Origin of the sequence: Bacteroides mucinivorans, assembly GCF_034654355.2 — a bacterium.
Classification (GTDB): Bacteria; Bacteroidota; Bacteroidia; order Bacteroidales; family Bacteroidaceae; genus Bacteroides; species Bacteroides nordii.
The window spans coordinates 863591-885010 of sequence record NZ_CP178179.1 but is presented as its reverse complement, the minus strand read 5'-3'; the positions used below and the strand labels follow the sequence as shown (position 1 = coordinate 885010).

Annotated in this window: 10 protein-coding genes; all 10 read right to left on the bottom strand. The window is 43.3% G+C overall.

What is annotated here, in order from left to right; translation table 11 throughout:
- Positions 1-112: 112 nt before the first annotated feature.
- Entirely contained in the window at positions 113-1636 is a 1524-nt protein-coding gene (gene purH / locus VCM39_RS03055; protein WP_322934095.1) for a bifunctional phosphoribosylaminoimidazolecarboxamide formyltransferase/IMP cyclohydrolase, read from the bottom strand.
- A gap of 150 nt (positions 1637-1786) precedes the next feature.
- Entirely contained in the window at positions 1787-3820 is a 2034-nt protein-coding gene (locus tag VCM39_RS03050; protein ID WP_322934094.1) for a M13 family metallopeptidase, read from the bottom strand.
- A 164-nt stretch (positions 3821-3984) separates the two neighbouring features.
- Positions 3985-5946: an ABC-F family ATP-binding cassette domain-containing protein gene (locus tag VCM39_RS03045; RefSeq protein WP_322934093.1), complete on the bottom strand. Its 1962-nt coding sequence runs from the start codon at positions 5944-5946 to the stop codon at positions 3985-3987.
- A 705-nt stretch (positions 5947-6651) separates the two neighbouring features.
- On the bottom strand, positions 6652-8055 hold the full coding sequence (locus VCM39_RS03040; protein ID WP_322934092.1) for a S41 family peptidase: 1404 nt from the start codon (positions 8053-8055) through the stop codon (positions 6652-6654).
- Positions 8056-8155: 100 nt separating this feature from the next.
- A complete protein-coding gene (locus tag VCM39_RS03035; RefSeq protein ID WP_221650941.1) occupies positions 8156-9058 on the bottom strand; it encodes a nucleotidyltransferase in 903 nt (300 codons plus the stop codon).
- A gap of 170 nt (positions 9059-9228) precedes the next feature.
- Positions 9229-11592, bottom strand: a complete 2364-nt coding sequence (locus tag VCM39_RS03030; RefSeq protein ID WP_289290625.1) for a BamA/TamA family outer membrane protein — start codon at positions 11590-11592, stop codon at positions 9229-9231.
- A complete protein-coding gene (locus VCM39_RS03025; protein WP_322934091.1) occupies positions 11589-16094 on the bottom strand; it encodes a translocation/assembly module TamB domain-containing protein in 4506 nt (1501 codons plus the stop codon). The genes VCM39_RS03030 and VCM39_RS03025 overlap by 4 nt, the downstream gene beginning before the upstream one ends.
- Positions 16095-16154: 60 nt before the next feature.
- A complete protein-coding gene (locus VCM39_RS03020; protein WP_322934090.1) occupies positions 16155-18596 on the bottom strand; it encodes a hybrid sensor histidine kinase/response regulator in 2442 nt (813 codons plus the stop codon).
- 93 nt (positions 18597-18689) lie between these two features.
- Positions 18690-20030 carry an MATE family efflux transporter gene (locus VCM39_RS03015; RefSeq protein ID WP_322934089.1) on the bottom strand — a complete coding sequence of 447 codons (1341 nt, stop codon included), beginning with the start codon at positions 20028-20030 and terminating at the stop codon, positions 18690-18692.
- A 144-nt stretch (positions 20031-20174) separates the two neighbouring features.
- Positions 20175-21419 (bottom strand): M16 family metallopeptidase, encoded by a 1245-nt coding sequence (locus VCM39_RS03010; RefSeq protein ID WP_221650937.1) that lies wholly within the window; start codon positions 21417-21419, stop codon positions 20175-20177.
- Position 21420 lies beyond the last annotated feature (1 nt).

The following is a 21420-nucleotide window of genomic DNA, read 5'->3' as shown; positions in this document are numbered from 1 at the left end:
TAACTATTTACAATTTACGATTGATATTACTCTTTATTACAATTCTCAGATTTATGATTTACAAGAAACAAACTTCAATTGTAAATCGTAAATCGTCAAATCGTAAATCCTTTTAGTGTTTAAAGTGACGAATCCCCGTTGTCACCATTGCAATGCCATGTTCATTACAATACTCGAACGTTAATTCATCTTTTACAGAGCCACCCGGCTGGATAACTGCTGTTACTCCCTCATTACCCGCAATTTCAACACAATCGGGGAAAGGGAAGAATGCATCCGAAGCCATCACTGCCCCATTCAGATCAAATCCGAATGATTTAGCTTTCTCGATAGCTTGTTTGAGAGCGTCTACGCGTGAAGTCTGTCCTACACCACTTGCCAACAACTGTTTGTTTTTAGCCAGTACGATGGCATTGGATTTGCTGTTCTTCACTATTTTATTGGCAAACAGCATGTCCTCTACCTCTTCGGGAGCAGGTGCTTTATCAGTCACGGTCTTTAAGTCGGCCACGGTTTCAATGTTTAGATCTCTCTCCTGTACCAACACACCGTTCAGCAATGAGCGGAACTGCTTCTTGGGCAGCTTAGCTTCCTTGCGAACCAAAATAATACGATTTTTCTTCTGTCCCAGAATTTCAAGTGCATCTACATCATAATCCGGAGCAATCACTACTTCAAAGAATATTTTATTAATCTCCTCTGCAGTTGCTTTATCAATTACAGCATTCGTGATTAACACTCCACCAAAAGCAGAAACCGGGTCACCGGCCAACGCATCTTTCCATGCATCGAGCACAGTAGGACGTGAAGCCAGTCCACAAGCATTATTGTGCTTCAGAATAGCAAAAGTTACATCTTCAAATTCATCAATCAGTTCAACAGCTGCATTGATATCCAACAGATTGTTGTAAGAGATTTCTTTTCCATGAATCTGGTCGAACATAGCGTCCAGGTTTCCATAGAAATATCCCTTCTGATGTGGGTTCTCACCATAACGGAGCATCTTCTGATCATTGGCAGACTGACGGAAAGCCGAGCCCTCTTCTGCATCAAAATAATTGAAGATCGCCGAATCGTAATGTGAAGAAACAGCAAAAGCTTCTTTAGCCATCCAACGACGCTCTTCGAGTGAAGAGGTAGCCCCATGCTCCATCAACATATCGAGCAATGGCTTGTACTGGGCCTGAGAAGCAACGATCACTACATCATTGTAGTTTTTAGCAGCGGCACGAATCAGTGAGATTCCACCGATATCAATCTTCTCGATGATTGAAGCCTCATCAGCACCCGATGCTACGGTTGCTTCAAACGGATAGAGGTCTACAATCACAAGATCTATTTCCGGTATTTCATATTTCTCAATTTGCTGGATGTCTTGTTCCAGTCCGCGACGGCAAAGGATACCCCCGAAGATTTTCGGGTGAAGTGTCTTCACGCGACCTCCGAGGATGGAAGGATAAGAAGTAAGATCTTCTACAGCCTTACAAGGATATCCCAATGACTCGATAAACTGACGAGTTCCACCTGTTGACAGAAACTCTACTCCTTCTTCATGCAGTTTGGTGATAATTTCATCCAAACCTTCCTTATGATAAACCGATACCAATGCGGTTTTTATTCTTTTTGATTCAGACATGGTTTGCTTATTAAGTATTTGATGCGCAAAGTTACGAAATATTGTTTATCGTGCGTAATAAACAAGGTGTGAATTAATAATAAAAAAGCGCTGACTTAAAAGATTAAAAGTCAGCGCTTTGTTATATACGCTATTGTTTATACAAATCTATTACCAAATAGACACCCGTTTGTCAACCGGAAGGAACATCGGATTTTCCTCTGTTACACCGAATGCTTCGTACCATGCACCTATCTGAGGCAACGCTCCATTCACACGCCATTTGCCTAATGAGTGTACATCCAATTTAGTCAAACGAAGAATTTCTTCTGGACGGATATTACCTGCCCACACATTGGCATAGGCAAGGAAGAAACGTTGTTCGGGTGTAAAACCGTTTTCATCTTTCAGAGGAGTCTGGGCAGTTGCATTCCTAAATGCCTGGAAAGACACCTGCAATCCACCATGGTCGGCGATATTCTCACCCAATGTAAGTTGACCGTTGGCATGCACACCCGGAGCAACCTCTATACTGTCAAAGAAATTAACCATCACTTGTGCACGTTCTTCAAAATTTTTGGCATCTTCCTCAGTCCACCAGTCTTTCAGATTACCTTCTTTGTCATACTGCCGCCCCTGGTCGTCAAATCCATGTGTCATCTCATGGCCAATCACTACACCGATAGCACCATAATTGAAAGCATCATCGGCATTCATATCGAAGAAAGGATACTGAAGAATACCCGCCGGGAAACAAATCTCATTGGTAGTCGGATTATAATAGGCATTTACAGTTTGCGGAGTCATCAGCCACTCATCCTTATCCACCGGCTTACCGGCTTTGGCTATCATCTCTGCATGTTCCCACTGGTTGGCACGTTCTATGTTAGCCCAATAGGAATCGTCTTTGATTTCAAGAGAAGAGTAATCTTTCCATTTATCCGGATAACCGATCTTTACATGGAAGGTAGCCAGTTTTTCCAGTGCTTTTTCTTTGGTCACATCACTCATCCAGGTAAGTTCTTTGATACGTTCACCCAAAGAGGTTTGCAGGTTTTTCACCAGCCCTACCATACGTTCTTTGGCTGCAGCAGGGAAATATTTCTCTACATACATCTGTCCCACTGCCTCACCCAAAGAACCGTCAACCGTACTTACAGCAGATTTCCAACGCGGCTTCATTTCCTTTCTACCAGACATCGTCTTTCCGTAGAAATCAAAATTCTGCGCTATAAAGTCATCGCTCAGGTAACTGGCAGCGCTATTTATAAGGTTCCATTGCAAATAGGCTATCTGATCTTCCAACGCAACTGTATTAATGATATCATTTACTTCTTTAAGTGAACCTGGCTGACCGATGTTCACCTCTTCCAGATTATTCAATCCAAGAGTAGAAAAGAATACATCCCATGCAAAAGGAGCATATTCCTTCTTCACATCAGCCATCGCCTTCTTGTTATAGTTGGCATGCGGATCACGTAACTCTACCATAGAACGTGCTGATTTGGCCAGACGGGTTTCGATATTCATAACAGCTTTCATTGCTTTCTGCGCAGCAGCTTCATCATAACCAGCCAATTGGAACATCTTAACGATATGCTTCTGATAGGCATCGCGAATCTCTTTGGTCTTATCATCGTTTTCGAGATAATAGTCGCGTTCGCCCATCCCCAGACCGCCCTGATAGGTCTGTACCAGGTTCATTGAACTATTCATGTCATCGGCACTCACGAAAACAACAAAGTAGGGATATATACCGTTTTTCTGCATTTCTGCTATCATCGGATAAACCTCCGATTTGTCTTTCAAAGTAGCTATCTTTTCCAGTTCTGCCTTAATAGGAGTAGCACCTTCACGATTCAGTTTTACACTGTCCATAGCGATGTTGTAAAGGTCACCTACTTTCTGAGCGATACTACCCGCTTCATGCTGAGTAGACGCCAGCTCCTCAATAACTTCACGAAGTTGCTTACGGTTGTTCTCAGCAAGCATATCAAATGAGCCAAAACGTGAATACTCGTCTGTAAGCGGATGATTTTTCATCCAACCGCCGCAGGCATACTGATAAAAGTCGGTTCCCGGAAGAGCCATTGTGTCAAGGTTGGCAAGATCTATGCCGGACGTAAGGGCGGCCTGTTGCTTGCTGCTGTTGCATCCTGTAGTCATCATGCAGATTGCAAGAATTGGTAAATACTTTACTCTCATATTATATATAATGTTATAATGTTATAGGGTGGTTATAGAGTTATAAAGGTGGTAAGGGTCGGAATTGTAGGATGGGCAGTAATTATAATATCGTTTATATCATCATCTTATTATAATTCTACTACTTTATACCCCTTTAACTTACAACTTTATAGCTCTCCTCACTACCCGCCGGTAGTTCTCTCCAGTTCCATCGAAACTTTCTCCCACTCTTCCACCGTACGGTCAAGTTGTTGTTTAAGTTTCTGATGTTGTTCATAAAGAGCCATATTTGCAGCCCCTTCCGGTGTAGCCATCCTCTCTTCAAGAATGGCAATGGCAGATTCCGTCTGTTCTATCGCCTCTTCACAATCGGCCACTTGGCGTTCGAGCTTCTTTATCTTTTTATTCAGTTCCTTTTGGGCCTCATAAGAGAGTTTATTGTCCGAAGGTGATTCTTCTTCGGAAATGCTATCTCCTTTTACGCCGGTAGGCGATGTTGAAAGTGCCGGCCCCTTTTGCAGCTCATTCAGGCTTTCCATCTTTTTCTTCTGCAGGAAGTCGTAAATACCTCCGATATGCTCTTTTACAAGGCCACCTCCAAACTCATAGACTTTAGTTGCCAGTCCATCCAGAAAGTCGCGGTCATGGCTGACGAGTATCACTGTACCGTCAAACTCGCGAATCGCTTCTTTCAACACATCCTTTGAACGCATATCCAGGTGGTTCGTCGGCTCATCGAGGATCAGGAAGTTCACCGGTTCAAGCAGTAGCTTGATCATGGCAAGACGCGTACGTTCACCACCCGAAAGCACTTTCACCTTCTTGTCCGAAGCTTCGCCACCAAACATAAAGGCGCCGAGAATATCGCGGATTTTAAGACGAATATCTCCGGTTGCCACACGGTCTATCGTATCGAATACCGTCAGATTCTCATCCAGCATCTGTGCCTGGTTCTGAGCAAAATAACCGATCTGCACATTATGTCCGATGGTGAGTTTGCCTTCATAATCGGTAATTGCTCCCATAATACACTTTACCAGGGTAGATTTTCCTTCACCATTCTTTCCTACAAACGCAACCTTCTCCCCCCGATTGATGGTGAGGTTGACATCATGAAAAACAACATGAGCACCGTATGCTTTCCTGACATCCTCACAGATAACGGGATAATTACCACTACGGCTGGAGCAAACAAATTTGAGACGAAGGGCAGAATTATCTTCCTCATCTACCTCAATGCGCTCTATTTTCTCCAGTTGCTTGATGCGACTCTGTACCTGCACGGCTTTAGTCGCTTTATAACGGAAACGTTCGATAAAATCTTCAGTGTCCTGTATCTGTTTCTGTTGATTCTCATAGGCACGGAGCTGCTGTTCACGGCGTTCTTTACGCAATACGACAAACTCGTCGTATTTCACTTTATAATCGTAGATCTGTCCGCAGGTGATCTCAATGGTACGGGTAGTGACATTATTGAGGAAAGCCCGGTCATGGCTGACCAGCACTACGGCATTGGCACGCGTAGACAGGAAGTTTTCCAGCCATTGGATACTCTCGATATCAAGGTGGTTGGTTGGCTCATCCAATAGCAGTACATCCGGACGACGAAGCAGAAGTTTGGCCAGCTCGATACGCATACGCCAACCTCCGGAAAACTCGGATGTGGAACGGTCAAAATCCTCCCGACAGAAACCAAGTCCCAACAGTGTACGCTCTATCTCGGCACGAAAGTTCGTTCCGCCCATCATCAGAAAGCGGTCATTCTCATGCGTAAACCGGTCTATCAGCTTATGATATTCTTCTGATTCATAGTCTGTACGGTCTGCTAATTCCTGATTCATCCGTTCCAGGTCTGCCTGCAACTGAAAAATATGTTCAAAAGCCTGTTCGGCTTCTTCCATTACAGTATGCTTGTCAGAAAGTATCATCACCTGAGGCAGATAACCTATCGTGACTTCTTTAGGAATAGCAATCACACCCGATGTAGGGCTTTGTAAACCAGCCAGAATCTTAAGCATGGTTGATTTTCCGGCACCGTTCTTACCCACCAGGGCTATACGGTCCTTTTTATTTATAACATAGGACACGTCCGAAAACAAGGGCGTGGCATTAAATTCTACGGTAAGTCCTTCTACTGATATCACTTTGCTAATGAATAATTGATATTGGGCTACAAAGATAGAAAATTATCCCTTAACCAGTAAGGGTTTAGGCCGTAAATTGCTGACATATGTCAGTTGCGCCCAATAAAACGATTCTCTTCACTCTTTCGTTCCATTTGACATATTGTAATTTTTATACAGGCAGGAGCAGTTCTTTTCAGGTGACGGGACAGAGCGAAGGAATAAATCGCAAGGATTAAGCGTTAGCCACATTCCAAAAGACAGCGATGACGCACTTTAGCAAAACAAAGAATTTCAAATAGAAAAAAGGCAGATCGTTAAGAAAGGAATATTACTTATACACAACCAGATAGTCAAATAAAAAAGTATCGCATGGGAAAGCCAACCAGCGCTAAAAAGCCACCAAAAGAGAGAAAAAAGGATCATGCACCGGGGAGAATAAGACTCGGCTCCGGGGAGGATAGGGTTCGGCTCCGGGGAAGATGCATCTAAGCACCGGAAATAGTGCAATTTTATACCGGATAAAGTGTATATATCGAGAATATCCAGCACGTTTCATGCATACTTATGCAACCATAGCGACGAATAAATCGCTAACAGCTCCTGTTTAGCAGAAGTACGTGTTAGTAAATAACGCCATTTACTAACACTTTGTCGAGGTTTCAAAACATCTAACAAGAATTTGACATTAGGACGCATCATTTCCGGAATGGTTTTGGGATCACACTACCACTCCACATCTTCTGGTGTGAAGGGAACTTGCACTCCATTCATCGCCTTTCTATCCAAAGAACTATAACCGGGGATGGCATTGAACGATGCTGATGAGCGAGTATCTGTATTCTGTTCGATACCTCCTGTAAGTATCCATTGCAATGCAACATTTAGCAATGGCTCTTTATTTATATCTCCCAATTGAATTGGAGTTCTAATCACTAATAAGTCCAGTTGCTGTCCTTCAGTTTGAGGCCAGACAGGTGAAAATCCATTGCTATAGTCTATAGTTTTGTCTTTACTATATAACCGACAGACAATAGGGTGCAATTCATAATCGTACTTTGAGTTTTCAAGCGTTACGGAACCAACATTTTTACCCTCTGTTTGCCCACCTAACACTATTACTTCATAATAAGGCTTAAGCCCATTTATAACAGCTTCCGAAGCAGAAGCTGTCCGTGCACTGGTGAGAACAATCAGACGAGGTAAATCCAGATTCTCCCCATTAGCCCCCTGTTTCATATAACTTTTATCCAAAGTAAGTGTACGACTGTTAGACTGATGCTTATCATTGTACACTAAAGAACAAAACTCATCTCCCAAGGCAGAAGCAGGAGCTAACATAGTAGAAAGTAATTGAGAGGAAGTAACCAAACCACCTCCATTATATCGCAAATCCAAAATAAACTCCTGTACACCGGCAATCTTAAAATTCTCAAAAGATTTACGAAGCGTATTGTTATACTTTTCATCCTCATCACCATCGGGACCAGAGGTGAAATGATTGTATACCAGATAACCAATCTTCGTATTCTGTACCATATAAACCGTATCCAACAAAACGGGGTTGTCTTCAACCATCCGTGGAGACAAGTCAACAGTCCGTCTTACTACGCCTTGTATATCATCTGCCACTCCCAATCGTACACTTTCTCCACTCCTTAAAGCTGATAAGTTACTCTCACCAACAGCACTTCCATTGATAGTAAAAATCCAGTCACCACGTTTCAATCCCTTCTCCTCTGCCGGAGAACCGGGCAATACATAAAGTATATTCACTCCAGACTTACGCAAATCTGTAATTTTCCAGCTCTGAAACTCAAATCCCAAAGTCGGTTCATCTCCTAAACTTGCCCGTGTAGTGGTTTTCTTTTTCTTTATTGCAGAGTAATGCTGGCTTTTACCATCACTTTGAGAAAGAAGCGATGCAAAGAATGTTTCCGGCTCAGCATTAAAATTCAGCTGCTTTTTATCGGGGATATCACTATACCAAAGATACCAGCTACGCATAGTGGCATCGATCCATTGATTGATAGCTTTATCGCTTTTATCATCATCCTTTTCACAAGAAGAGAAAGCGCACAGGAGTCCCAGCAACAGACACACCTGGCAATATGCGGAAAACTTAATCATAACTACCTTTCTTTTAGTTTGGAATATACAAGGGGCAAAGGTACAAAAAAAGGGAAAAGCTACTGCTCTCCCCTTTCCTATTTCTGTTATTTTCTGTTGATTAGAATAGTTTTGCAGGATATTCGCCGGCATCTACCAAAGCCTGAATTTTGTCTACAACACCCTGACGATCGTCAGCATATGTCACACCAAACCATTTGCTAGTGGTATCCAATACTTTCACGCGTGCAGTTCCATCGTTAATCAGCTTATTCACCATTAATGGAATAAAGTATTCCGACTTCAGGTTACTCATATTCTCTTTGAGGAAATCTTTAAAGAACTCTTCAGAATATTCAAAATAATCGGGAGTGAAACCCCACATGTTCATAGAAACCGGAGTATTGTCAGCAATCGTTTGCATCACACCGTTTTCATCTTTGAAAGATACTTTGCCATCTATGCGCTCGATAGCAGTACGTTCAACTACCGTAGTCAGGTAACCGTCTGCATTTGTCTCGCATACACCACGAGCAACAGAACCACTTTCGCTCAACGTATTACCTACACGATAGCCTACCATGCAGTAGTCATCTTTCTTTCCGCCCATCTCGCTCAGCGCAGCACCCAGTACAGCAAAGCTGTCACGACCGTAGAAGTCGTCAGCATTGATAACAGCAAATGGCTCCTTGATCACATCTTTACCCATCAGTACGGCATGGTTTGTTCCCCACGGTTTCACACGATCGGCAGGGCAAGTAAAGCCCTCGGGCAGATTATCCAGTGCCTGGAATACCAGCTCTACCGGAATATGGTTCTCATATTTACTCAGAATTTTATCGCGGAAGTCTTTCTCGAAATCTTTGCGGATGACGAAAACAACCTTGCCAAATCCACCACGAATAGCATCGTAGATAGAATAATCCATAATAGTTTCGCCGTTAGGACCCAGTCCGTCAAGTTGTTTCAATCCCCCATAGCGGCTACCCATACCGGCAGCGAGTACAAATAAAGTTGGTTTCATAACTGTGTAATATTAAAGGTTAGTAATGTCAATGTTGTGATAACGGTGCAAATGTACAACTTTTTTAGTTGAAAGTTGAAAATTGAAAGCTTATTTAGTTGACAATTGACAGTTGACTGCGCTATCACGCTGCACAGTACTTCTCCCCTCTCCATTCTCCCCTCTCCGTTCTAAAACGGGTATCCGATAGCAAAGTGTAACCCCAACTGTTTCCAAAATGCACCTCTGACATTGTAATATCCGGATTTCCCTGTATCATACGGATCATGTAAAGGAACTCCGCAATCAAGGCGGAAGATCAGAAAATCAAGATCATAACGCAATCCGGCACCTGTGCCAAGAGCTACCTGCTTCGGAAATGTTTTGAGACGAAGCTGTGCATCGGGACGCTCAGGGTCATAACGCATCAGCCACACATTTCCGGCATCCAAAAATACAGCACCATGCAGGTCTTTATAAATACGAAAGCGGTATTCGATATTTGCTTCGAGACGTATATCGCCAGTCTGGTCAAGATAAGAGAACTCACTCTTCTCGGGATGATACCCACCGGGGCCAATGCTACGTACGGTAAAGGCACGAATACTATTGGCACCACCCACATAGAACTGTTCATTATAAGGAGCTACTGTCGAGTTACCATAAGTCCAAAGAACACCTCCGGCTATACGGGCAGCAATGGCATTATTACGATCTAACTTCCAGAGATAACGATAATCTGTATTCAGTTTAAGGAACTGGGCAAACGGTGCACCCAGCAATTTCTTATTCTTCTCACTAAACGGCTGCCCGAATATACGATAAATGCCAGAGGTTATATTACCAGCAGAAGTAAAAGTAGTCTGCCACCAGACAGGGTTGCGTACACTGCGAACCGAAGAGTTATCATATGTGTAGGTGTACTCCATAGCCGGAACAAACTGATCCTGCAAACTAAGTAATAACGCCTTGTTCTTTTCTGCAACTTCCTCAAAGGCTTCTGTACGATGTTGCAGCACGTTAAACGTCAGGCGGAAAGGAGTCAGCGAATGTCGGCTGGTAGGAGTCGGTTGAAAATCATACGTTGCGTTTCCACCAAAAGAAAGTAACTTATAATACTTTGCACGGTTCATCTGATCGGCATACAACTTAAAAGTAGTAGAAGCAGGGAAATCATACTCCCGTCCTCCAAAGCGAGGGAACACTACACGTGGAAACATAAGGGAAGTTGAAGCTCCTATCTCCCAACTGTTCAATAAAGAAGAGCCTTTTCCCCCTCCGGTTTGCCATTCATAAGCGCCTTTCAATTTCACATTCCAGGTTTCACCACCACCAAACACATTGTTACGGGTGACGGAAAAAGAAGCTCCCGGCCCTGTCTGATCATTACTTTTTGTAGTAACATTCAATTCCAGTTCCGCATCCAGTGGTTTGTCAAACGTAGCTTGCAGACTAACATCAAGTGTATCACAAGCCGCCGTTGTATCTCGAGGTACATATTGCATATCCATGTAGCGGAAAATTCCCAACTGTGCCAGTTTCTCTTGCACACGTTGTTGGCGATACTGACTGTAAAGACGGCTACGCTGCGAATTGCGCAAAGAGTCATTCTTCACATAAGCCTGATAATTCAGCCATCGGTAAAGCATATTGGGACGCACCTGCATCTTCTTATAATAATGTATCTTCATACCCCGGTAATCCATACTGTCATTCGGTTGCTCCCCGTTTTTACCTATCAGATAAACGGTTTTGTTTCCTACATAATACTGACGCTGTGCAGCTACAGGCAAACCCGGTACAGGGCTAAGCCGCAAACTAACATGTCCACCGGGTACAAGCGTAGTATCTGCCTGATAAGTCATATAGTCAGGACGAAAATAGAAATATCCCAGATTACGTAACAAAGTACTGATACGATTGCGCTCTTCATCCAAATCACTTACATTAAACTGCTCGCCCGGAGTAAGTAATGAACGGCGGCGCCCCCGCTCCATAATACGAAGGGTTTGCGGTGTAAAGCGACTATAATATACTGTATCAATAAAATAAGGATCACGCATCTCCACAGTATATTCCACTCTTGCTTTAAGGCTATCCTTCGGATTGACAATGGTTTGTTGCGTCACTTTCCCATTGAAATAGCCATAATCATGCAGTAAATTGGTAGCTACCTTGACGCGAATTTCCGGATTTACAGTAGAAATAAACACTGGTTTTGCAGCAAAACGATTGAATATCCATTTACCGAAACCTTTCTCGTACTTCACAAAGTCATTATATACCCACATACCGAAGGGGATAGGCAGAATACCAAATAACTTCGTTGACGGACTTTTATCCAATGCAGCCGTAACCTCACTGATAGCCGTCTCACCCACAGGAGTGGCAGAAGCATCCTTAAAAATATTTTTATTTCCCGTATACAACACTTCGCCTTCGGGCAAATGTTTTGTAGTGGAACAGCTGAATAATGTGCCAATAAGAAAATACGCCAATATGCCAATAAAAAATAGGGATATTCCTCGTTTGCGGGTTATTCTTACTATTTTCATTTCTTCTTCTTTTTAAAAATAAACAATTCACTCAGACGATCCATCTTCTTACGAAGTACAAGGCCAATACCGGTCTCAGTTATCTCACCTTCAAAAACACTTTCATAGTTCTTGTTGTGGAACAGGCGGATATAACGTGTCCCCGATTGATCCAGACGATACTCCAGAGAGATGTTGTCAATAAACGATTCTACATCATTGGTAGCATTGGCTCCGGTAGAAACTTTACCTCCCAACACAATCTGGAAACGGTCATTAAAGAGGCGCTGTGAGTAACGGAAACTATAATCCGTCCGCTTACCACCGGCATCCGAATCATCATGGTCTTCGACACCAAACGACAGACTGGCATTCTTCATATTTCCGGTAAGAGCATTAATCTGACTGGCAAGTACCGAGTTCAGGGCAGCTCCCATATTCAGGTTCATGCCACCGCCACTACCCGAATCGGCAAGAAATATACCTGTAGCCAACATTGCCACGGCCTGTTTGCTACGTTCGTCCGGTCCCATTCCCGCCAATTGATTTTGTACCGAAGCATCATCGGGTGCATCTATTTCAAAGGCTAATGAAAGATTGTCAAGGCGATTCTTTACAACAATAGAAATATCAAAGTTCACCATTCGCGATGTTCCATCCTCCTGCGACACAGAAGCCCGCATACGTTCCGTAGCCCGGAAATTCAGCAAAGGATCCATCGGATTACCCGTCCAGTCCACATAACTGCCGTTCTGTATCTGGAACTCTTTCAACGGAATAACCGGAAGAGCATATTTCATCATACCTCCGGAAAGGGTATAGCGCCCGGTAAGGGTAAGATCTCCCTGTGGCGTATATTGCAAAGACAAATCACCTCCACCTTCAAGCTCAACACGGCTGCTACGGTCTGCACTTAAATCGGCCTTCAAACGGACAGCCGGATCTATGTGTACAGTCATTATCATATCCAGCCCGCCCAGAGAAAGGGTCGGTACTTCTTCTTTATTTAAAGAAGTGGTATCTGCAAACGAAGTGAAAGTCACCAGATCACTCAGCCGGTCCTGTACTGTGAGTGGAGAGTCAGTAAGTACATAGGTAACATCCGTATTGCCCAGCAAATTCACATTACCACGCATCATAAGTGCCTCCAACGGACCACGTACCGTAGCATCAAAGTCAACAAACACCTTACCATAGACCATACTTTCCTTCATCCGTTTGGCATTGAGCAATGTATAGTTCTCAGCAAACAGTTTCAGGTTTGCCATCGGACGGCTCATATCGCGAAAGTCTACATAACCGTCAATACTGAACGGATTCTTGCTGGTAGTATAAATAGCGAATTTATCAAATACGATGCGATTATTCTGTACTTGTATCGGACGGTTATCAAATGTAAACCGGGCATCTGCCTGGCGTGCATAAACAGAAACACTATCCAGTGATAATCCACCATTTATCAATGGAGTATCAGTATATCCCGTAATATGCAAATCACCATCCATATCACCGGAAAGAGTTACCATCTGATCGGGTACAAACACATTGGCAATAGTAAGCGGAAAGTGCTCAAGTGTGGAGTTTACCACAATACTGTCTTTCCCGGAAATGGTAGGATACAATGCTCCGTCAGCAACCATAATCTCCGTACCTTCATGTGTCAGGTACGTATTAACATACTGCTTGCCAGCCTCACCCGGAAGCCAGGTAGCCCCCAAAGAAACATCGCCAATACGTTGGCGCTCGTAAGTCAGTTCATCAATACTGGCCTCAGCAGAGAGCTCCAGTGAGTGTTCCGTTTGTATATAGTGGGCCTCGGCAGAAAGTAACCCGGTAATTTCGGGCATATACGGCAAGATACTGAATAGTTCATCCAGCCGGATACGACGCAACTCGACATCCATATTCTGTAACGAAACAGTATCACTTGGCAGAGACTGCATCCGGATCCCCATTCCTTCACTATCCTGCATATCCACATTAGCATAAACACGCATATTATTATGTAGATAAATCCAGTTGTGACGCTCCTCAAAGCGAAACTTATGGAAAGCAATAATAGGCTCCTCCGGTATCAGGGTCAGGGCAATTCCGTTCCCTTTACCACGACCGCCATAAAGAGGCTTGGCATTGACTCCGAAAAGCAGTCCGGTTTTTCCTTTATCATTAATATATTGTGCGGTCAACTCGGCATCCTTGTCACGTATTTCTCCTGTAAGAATCGATTTAAAAGAGATTTGCGGATTCTTCGGTCCATTGATTACCCCGCCATACAAATTAATATGGCTTGTATCTTGCTTCAAAGTCAGAAATATAGTATCAAGTTGCAAGGTATCTATCTTGAGTGCATGAAGAGAAGCCTTACCATTAATTCCCCAATCGGGTGCACAGCCTATTTTGACAGAAGCATCCTGATACGATATTTTTTGTGTGGCAAGATACCATGCCATCGGATTGTTGCGTCCTGCCGAGAAAGAAAAGATTGCGGTAGGCAATGCTTTACGCAACTCTGCATGATCCAGTTCTTTATTATCCAGTTGCCTCATCAGTATATCTGCAAAATGAGTAGACTGGCGAATCAAAGGTTCTAATCCGGCACGAGCACTAAGGTTCAGTTTCAAGTCACCGGAAGTAAGATGAGTAAACACACGTTCCTTGCGAACTTCTCCGGTAAACTGAAAAGCCAACATTTTTTCCGGATCTTTCCCCAAACTGATACCTAATAGTTTTTCAGTATCGAGAGAAGTAACATCCAACTCTACTTTTCCATCCGGATAACGATGGGCTAAATGATATTCCGCATCGGCTTTCATCTTCAGCAGAGCATTGTCACTGGTCAGTTGCGCCGTAGCAACAGCGTTCTTAAGCGCTCCCGAAAGCTCAACACCTGAAATCTTATAATCGGCATAATGTAATTTATCTACAGATGCATTGACTGTAGCAACAGACCGATAAGAAGTAAAGTCCAGTCCACGTCCGCGGGCAGAGAGAGAGGTGGTCAGTTCATAGATAGAATCATGCGGAAGAAAATGATTCACCTGCAGATCTTCAATTTTCAAATCAGCACTGTATACTTCGGTATTTGTATTAAGATTGGCAGTAAGATTCAACCTACCTTCTTTTTCTTTCAGCTGCAAACGAGCATCGTACTTAGATCCCTCCATCCCCAGACGAGCATTGAGCAACATACTATCCGGAATAGCCAGAGGCGCTCCGGGTTTCATATCTGCCAACGCTGTCAGGAAGTTTAGGTTTCCGGTTCGCATCTTCAGATCAATAGCAGCAGAGCGAGTGACACTATCCATCAGGTTATATAGTTCTCCGCCACCATCCAGTGAAAAAGCACCGGGCAAATCAATCTTAAAGCGGGAAATCTGCATTGATTTCAGGTTTCCTTCTGTACCCGCCTGAACAACAAGCGGACGGAAGGGATAAGCCTCTTTAAACGCATCGGGTAATCCGCCGGCAAACAAAAGTACATCCTGTTTGCCTATAATAGCATTGAAACGAGCTGTCAAACGCCCTGTAGTAGGAATATTTACCAATTCCCAATACGTCTGAGCAGTTAGATTCATTTCTGAATGGGGAGTGAGCAAACGGAAATAAGGTACACGAATCAACGTACTATCAGCAAAGACACGTCCTGTGAGAGAAGTGACACTAAGTCCCGAACGCTCATTCATAGAGAATTCACGAATGACTGCGTTCATATTACGCCCCCGGTAGAGAACAGAATCGATGCCGATACGAATATCACGCAAAGCGATATGCGAAGGATCAAACCCATCGGCAGGCAAGGTACTCCCTGTATCATAATTGACCGAAGCTCCTGTCAGCAAAAAAGACCGCAAACCATAAAACTGCTGTTTAAGGTCAGCAGACACATCATTGACACTCGCCTCATCTACATGAGCAGCCATACGCATAGAATCAGCAGGAAGTTGCATACTGAAAGAGACATTTTTCAGATTAAGTGCATGAAGGTTTACTTTCCAGTTGACAGGTGCCGAAGCTGTGTCCGTTTTTTCCGTAGTAGTGGTATCTGTGAGAATAAGTCCAATATGAGTATCTGAAAGCTCTGCACGATTTATAACAGCTGCCTCGTTAGTAAGGTCTACACCATGGCTTTCGAGGAAGAAACGTCCCAGTACACCACGAATCTGCATACCTTCTATCAGGTTAGCCGAATTGACAGCTACACGCTGAATTGTAATATCATCCACCTCTATTTTCCCTTTAAACAAGGGCATAGCCTGTACATGTACATTGAGACTGGCCAATGTGAGTAAAGTGTCCGGAGTCTGTATGACTTCTACATCCCGTACCAACAGGTTTAACGGGAAACGAAGATCAATACGTCCGACATTAATTTGCATGCCGGTAGCCTGAGATGCATATGCAGTAGCCTGCTTCCGTAGAAAATTCTGTACGGGAGGCACATAAAGCAGTATCATTAGTACTACAAAAAGTAGTATAGGAGTGAGTAGAATCCAACTCACCCATTTTATCCATTTTCGTTTCATCAAGCGTGTTTCAATACTTTAAAGAGATACAAAGTAAACAAATAAATCCGTGAAAAAGATTTAGGAGTTTAATAAATACTTCCTTGCCTCCTCTACAACTAACCATAGCAAAGGCAATACAGCCTCTGTTTTTTGTTTCACTTCATCAGAAATGTCCTCATCGCGACGAGCTTCCAGCCAAGACAGTAACGGCACTATATTTCCTGCGCCTATCAAAGTCAGTAACGGAAGCAATTTGTGCGACATACCAGCAATACCAGCCATATCTTCATCCTCCAATGCCTTCTTCATCCGGCCAATATTTTTCTCGGTTTCTTCTATAAAGGAAGAAATAATAGAACGTGTAGCCTCCGGTTCGTATTCAGAAAAGGCGGCAAGAGCTTTGAAATTCAGAGAATTGACAGTTAGAGAATTGACAGTTGACAATTGACAATTGACAGTGGGCTGCGCTACTGTACTCCATACTAATGGCTTCTCCTTCACTGTCAATTGTCCACTGTCAACTCTCAACTGTCCACTCTCAACTGTCAACTGTCCACTCTCAACTGTCAATTGTCCACTGTCAATTGTCAATTGAATAAGCTCTTTCACCGTAAATGGTTTATGCAGACAACCGGCAAAGCCATGTTCCAGAAACTCGGCTTCATTCATATCGCTACGGGCTGTAACCGCTATAATCGGAATTGTTTTTGCCTGGGGGATATTGGAAGCACGAAGTAACTTCAACAGATCAAAACCATTAATTGCGGGCATCTGGACATCTGTAAGTAATACATCAAAATGATTCTCACGAAGTTGCTCTGTTAACTCGTCAAGTTGCTCACAACAAGTAGCATGAATACCCTGCTGCTCAAGCATGGCAGCAGTGAGTGTCAACTGTATTTTATCATCATCGATAAGCAGAATCTTTGTTGCAGGAACCAGAAGTTGTGGTCCTTCATCCTCTTCGGCAACAGGAACAGTATCAGTCTTATTTATTGCAGTTTGTTTTTTATCCTTATCGTCTGCTATGGCTTTACCTACGGGGAATAATGGCAGAATCACTGTAAATGTGCTCCCTTCACCTACTACACTCCGTACATCAATTGTGCCTTCAAGCAAAGTAACCAGTTTGTGCACAATAGAAAGCCCAAGTCCAAAACCTTCTTCACCTTGTGCACCGGGCAGTCGGGTAAACTCCTGAAAAATACGTTCCCGGTCTTTGGCTGCCATCCCCTTACCGGTATCCGTTACATCAATGTGCAAACGAGAGGAAGAATAGCTTACTGAGAGCGTAATCTCTCCTTTGGAAGTAAACTTCACAGCATTGGAAAGCAGGTTGTTCACAATCTGACGAATGCGAAGCGGATCACTGATAAAACGGTCATCAAGTTCCGAAGCGATATTAGAATGTAGCACAAGACCTTTGGCTACAGTAAGAGGTTCAAAGCTAATACGAATTTCTTCAAAAAGCTGTGAGGGATTGAAAGTAACACGATTGACTTCCGCTTTATTCAAGTCGAGACGATGGAAATCGAGCAAGTCACTGACCAGTTTCAACAGATGCTGTGAAGAACTCTTCATATTATCCAGATAGAAACGCTGACGTTCATCTTCCGTAAGACGAACCAGCAAATCGGTATAACCTATGATAGATCCAAGAGGTGCTTTAAAATCGTGAGTAATAGCAAGCATTAATTTTTCACGGGCCTCCAGCAGATCTTCAGCACGACGGTTCGCGTCTTCCAACTCCGCCCGATAACGATTACTACGAGTAATATCTCTCCAGATCAATATAAGAAAAAGGGCAGAAAGCAACACGGCACCTACAGCAATCCCTCCAATAGTACGGGCAGAACGTTGACGTATATCCTGTTCCTTCTGCGCATTGAGTTGTGCGCGTAACACAACATTCTGTTCATACTCTTTCACCAGACTATCAATACGGGCCGTCAGTTGTGTATCGAGGCGGCGGAATTGCACATTTCTCCGCCGGATAGTGGTTTTCTTCTTTGCCCGCTTCTGCTCGCTGGCGGTACGAATCTTCTGATGTAATGAATCAGCAGGATTGTAAGCTTCAAGAATCGTATCGGTAGCAAACTCTTGTGAGGTGTTTACCAATACGGCAGTATCTTGTTTGGAGGGAACGAAAGCCTCGGCCAGCCTCTTAAAAAAACCCTTCTTCTTAGGTTTGGTAATAAGAGAATCACGGGTGGTAATTACGCGATGTTGCACACGTTGTTGAGTGACAACCGAATCCTGTTCAGCTATAATTTCTTCAATCTCTCTGGCGGACAGAAGACTATCATTAGCCTCACTCAACACACGAAGCATCCGGATCGTATTCTGATCTTTTTCACGTAACAGCACCAACAGACTATCCGTCATTAGACTTTGTTGATCGTCTGAAGCCGAAAGGGTCTCCATCTCCCGGTGAACAAACACAAGAGAAAAGAGTAATATTGCCAGCAGAAGAGAGTATCCAATGGCAATCTTTACTTTGGTAAAACGCGAAGGAGTCATATTAAATAATTATTTAATGTGCCAATATCCCAATGTGCCAATTGGCTGCGCTATGATACCACATGGTAATTGGCACATTGGCGTATTGGCACATTATTTCGTTTTGTAGTAGAATCGCCACCACAGCATAATACCCGCACTGGTCAATCCAAAAGGAAAAGCCATCCACACCCCGGTAATACCCCAGTTAAGAACGAATCCACAGAAATAACCTACTGGCAAAGATATCATAAAATAGGCAATAAATGCTATGAGCATCATCGGTTTCACATCCGAAATACCACGCAAAGCATTGGCAAAGTTTATTTGCATGCCATCACCAAGCTGATAAACAAGCATCGGGATGATCAGCATTACAACCATAGCAGATACCTCCTCATTGTCTGTGAACCATCCTCCCAGATAATTGCGGCATAAAAACACAATGCCGCCCAGTACCACCGCCATTGCCATAATCAACTGAAAACCGGCATAAGCAGAACGGCGCACATTAACAATATCATCCTGTCCTTTAAAATTGCTGACACGTACCGCAACAGCAGCTCCCATGCCATAGAACATCATAAACGTAAACTGAGAAATAGCACACATTATCTGGTGTGAAGCCAGTGCAATGGTACCCAGCCAGCCTATCATCACAGCACTCAAACTAAAAGAAGCTGTTTCCATTCCCATTTGGAAAGCAACAGGCCACCCTAAGGCATTGAGACGGATAAACATTTGCCGTGACCATCCTAAACGGAAAAATCCTACTTTATAACGCAGGAAACGACGACTATTGAAAAATATCACAGCAAATACAATCACCATGACAATGCGGGAAAACAAAGTACTAATACCTGCACCCAGCAATCCTAATTCCGGAAAACCGATCTTACCGTTAATCAGGATATAGTTCCCGATAATATTCAGAACATTACCACCCAACAATATCCACATCGCAGTTTTAGTATCGGTAATACCATCTGTAAACTGCTTAAAGCCATTGAAAAGCAATACAAATACAAGGGAAATGAGCAATACTATGTAATAAGGCTTAATCAGTGGAAGCAATTCGTCAGGCTGTCCTAACCGTTCTATATTCAAAAACAAAATCCCCATTATCAGTGTCAGCAACAAACCAACAAGCAGATTTGCCAGCAGGCTACAGCGCAAAGCCTGACCAACAGGTGCAAATTTCTTATTTCCATATAAACTTCCCACAATGGGGGTCAATCCATAGGAAAAACCTGTACTGAAAATAATAGCCAGGTTAAATACATTATTTACAAAGGAGGCAGCTCCCAGTTCACTGGTGCTATGATGCCCGATCATCAGCGTGTCAGCAAATCCAAGGATAATGACTCCCACCTGTCCGATAACGATGGGTAATCCCAGGAGGAACAACGCTTTGTAATGCCCCTTGTAGGTTTCATAGAAGTTTCTTAATCTCATGAAAGTAGTGATTAGTGATCAACAATAAGTAATGAGTAGTTAGTGATGAGTGATAAGTGAGTAGAAAAAAGTATGGATATTAAAGGCTACAACCTATAGCGCAGCCCGCTAATCACCCATCACTACTCACTTATCACTAACTCACTAATCACTACTCACTCTTTTATAATACAATACCACTCCGTTAGTCTTGTCAAAAGCTGCTTGTGCTACAGTTTGCAATTGCCCGGCAGTTACAGCCCGATAACGTTCTACCTCTCTTTCCATATCTTCAGCCTCTCCATTCAGCTCGAACCAGGCAAGATTAGTAGCTACATTCAGATAATTGATATTACCAAATATCTGAGTAGACTCAAATTTATTTTTTACTTTTTCCAGCTCTTGTGCAGCGATTGCTTCATTCTGCAGTATCTTTAACTCTTCACGCACCGCAGCTTCCGCCTCTTCCAGTGACACACCCGCTGAAGGTTTACCGGATATATGAAACAATCCGGCATCTATCGAGCCCGAAATAGATGCGTCAATACTGGAAAACAGCTGCTTCTCCTGTACCAGATGTTGATTCAGACGACTGGAACGTCCATTGCTCAGAATATCTGACAAGATGTCAAATGCATAATAGTCAGGATGAGCACGTTCACACATATGAAATGCCATAAAGAGTGCATCAAGAGGAACATTGCGTTCTACCGTTAAACGCCGCTCTTCTGTTTGTACAGGTTCCTGCGGCAACCGGCGTATCGGAACATCCCTGCACGGAATAGTTCCAAACCACTTCTCGGTAAGGTCCACTGTCTCTTCAAAGGAGATATTTCCGGTTACAGCAAGTACTGCATTATTGGGCGCATAGAATCGGAAAAAGAAATCTTTCACCTCGCCCAACGTGGCATTAGCGATGTGTGACAATTCTTTACCGATAGTAGGCCATTGATAAGGATGCTCTTTATAAGCAAGCGGACGCAACAGATGCCCCACATCGCCATAAGGCTGATTGAGGCAACGTTGTTTAAATTCCTCCATTACCACTCCCCGCTGAACTTCCAGACTACGTTCATTAAAATCAAGACTCAACATGCGATCGGACTCCAACCAGAAACCTGTTTCTACATTCTGGCGGGGAACGGTAAGATAATAATTAGTGATGTCATTATTTGTCCAGGCATTATTTTCCCCGCCGGCAAGTTGAAGCGGAGCATCATAATCGGGGATATTCACTGAACCACCAAACATAAGATGCTCAAAAAGATGAGCAAACCCTGTATGTTCGGGATGTTCGTCTCTCGCTCCTACATTATATAATATATTAAGAGCTACCATCTGGGTACTATCATCCTGTGAGTGCACCAGCCTCAGCCCATTGGCTAAAATATGCCTGTTTATCTTTAACATC

Coding starts and splice junctions, on each gene's coding strand:
- purH (WP_322934095.1), bottom strand. CDS start 1,636: ATGTCTGAATCAAAAAGAATAAAAACCGCATTGGTATCGGTTTATCAT.
- VCM39_RS03050 (WP_322934094.1), bottom strand. CDS start 3,820: ATGAGAGTAAAGTATTTACCAATTCTTGCAATCTGCATGATGACTACA.
- VCM39_RS03040 (WP_322934092.1), bottom strand. CDS start 8,055: ATGATTAAGTTTTCCGCATATTGCCAGGTGTGTCTGTTGCTGGGACTC.
- VCM39_RS03035 (WP_221650941.1), bottom strand. CDS start 9,058: ATGAAACCAACTTTATTTGTACTCGCTGCCGGTATGGGTAGCCGCTAT.
- VCM39_RS03030 (WP_289290625.1), bottom strand. CDS start 11,592: ATGAAAATAGTAAGAATAACCCGCAAACGAGGAATATCCCTATTTTTT.
- VCM39_RS03025 (WP_322934091.1), bottom strand. CDS start 16,094: ATGAAACGAAAATGGATAAAATGGGTGAGTTGGATTCTACTCACTCCT.
- VCM39_RS03020 (WP_322934090.1), bottom strand. CDS start 18,596: ATGACTCCTTCGCGTTTTACCAAAGTAAAGATTGCCATTGGATACTCT.
- VCM39_RS03015 (WP_322934089.1), bottom strand. CDS start 20,030: ATGAGATTAAGAAACTTCTATGAAACCTACAAGGGGCATTACAAAGCG.
- VCM39_RS03010 (WP_221650937.1), bottom strand. CDS start 21,419: ATGTTAAAGATAAACAGGCATATTTTAGCCAATGGGCTGAGGCTGGTG.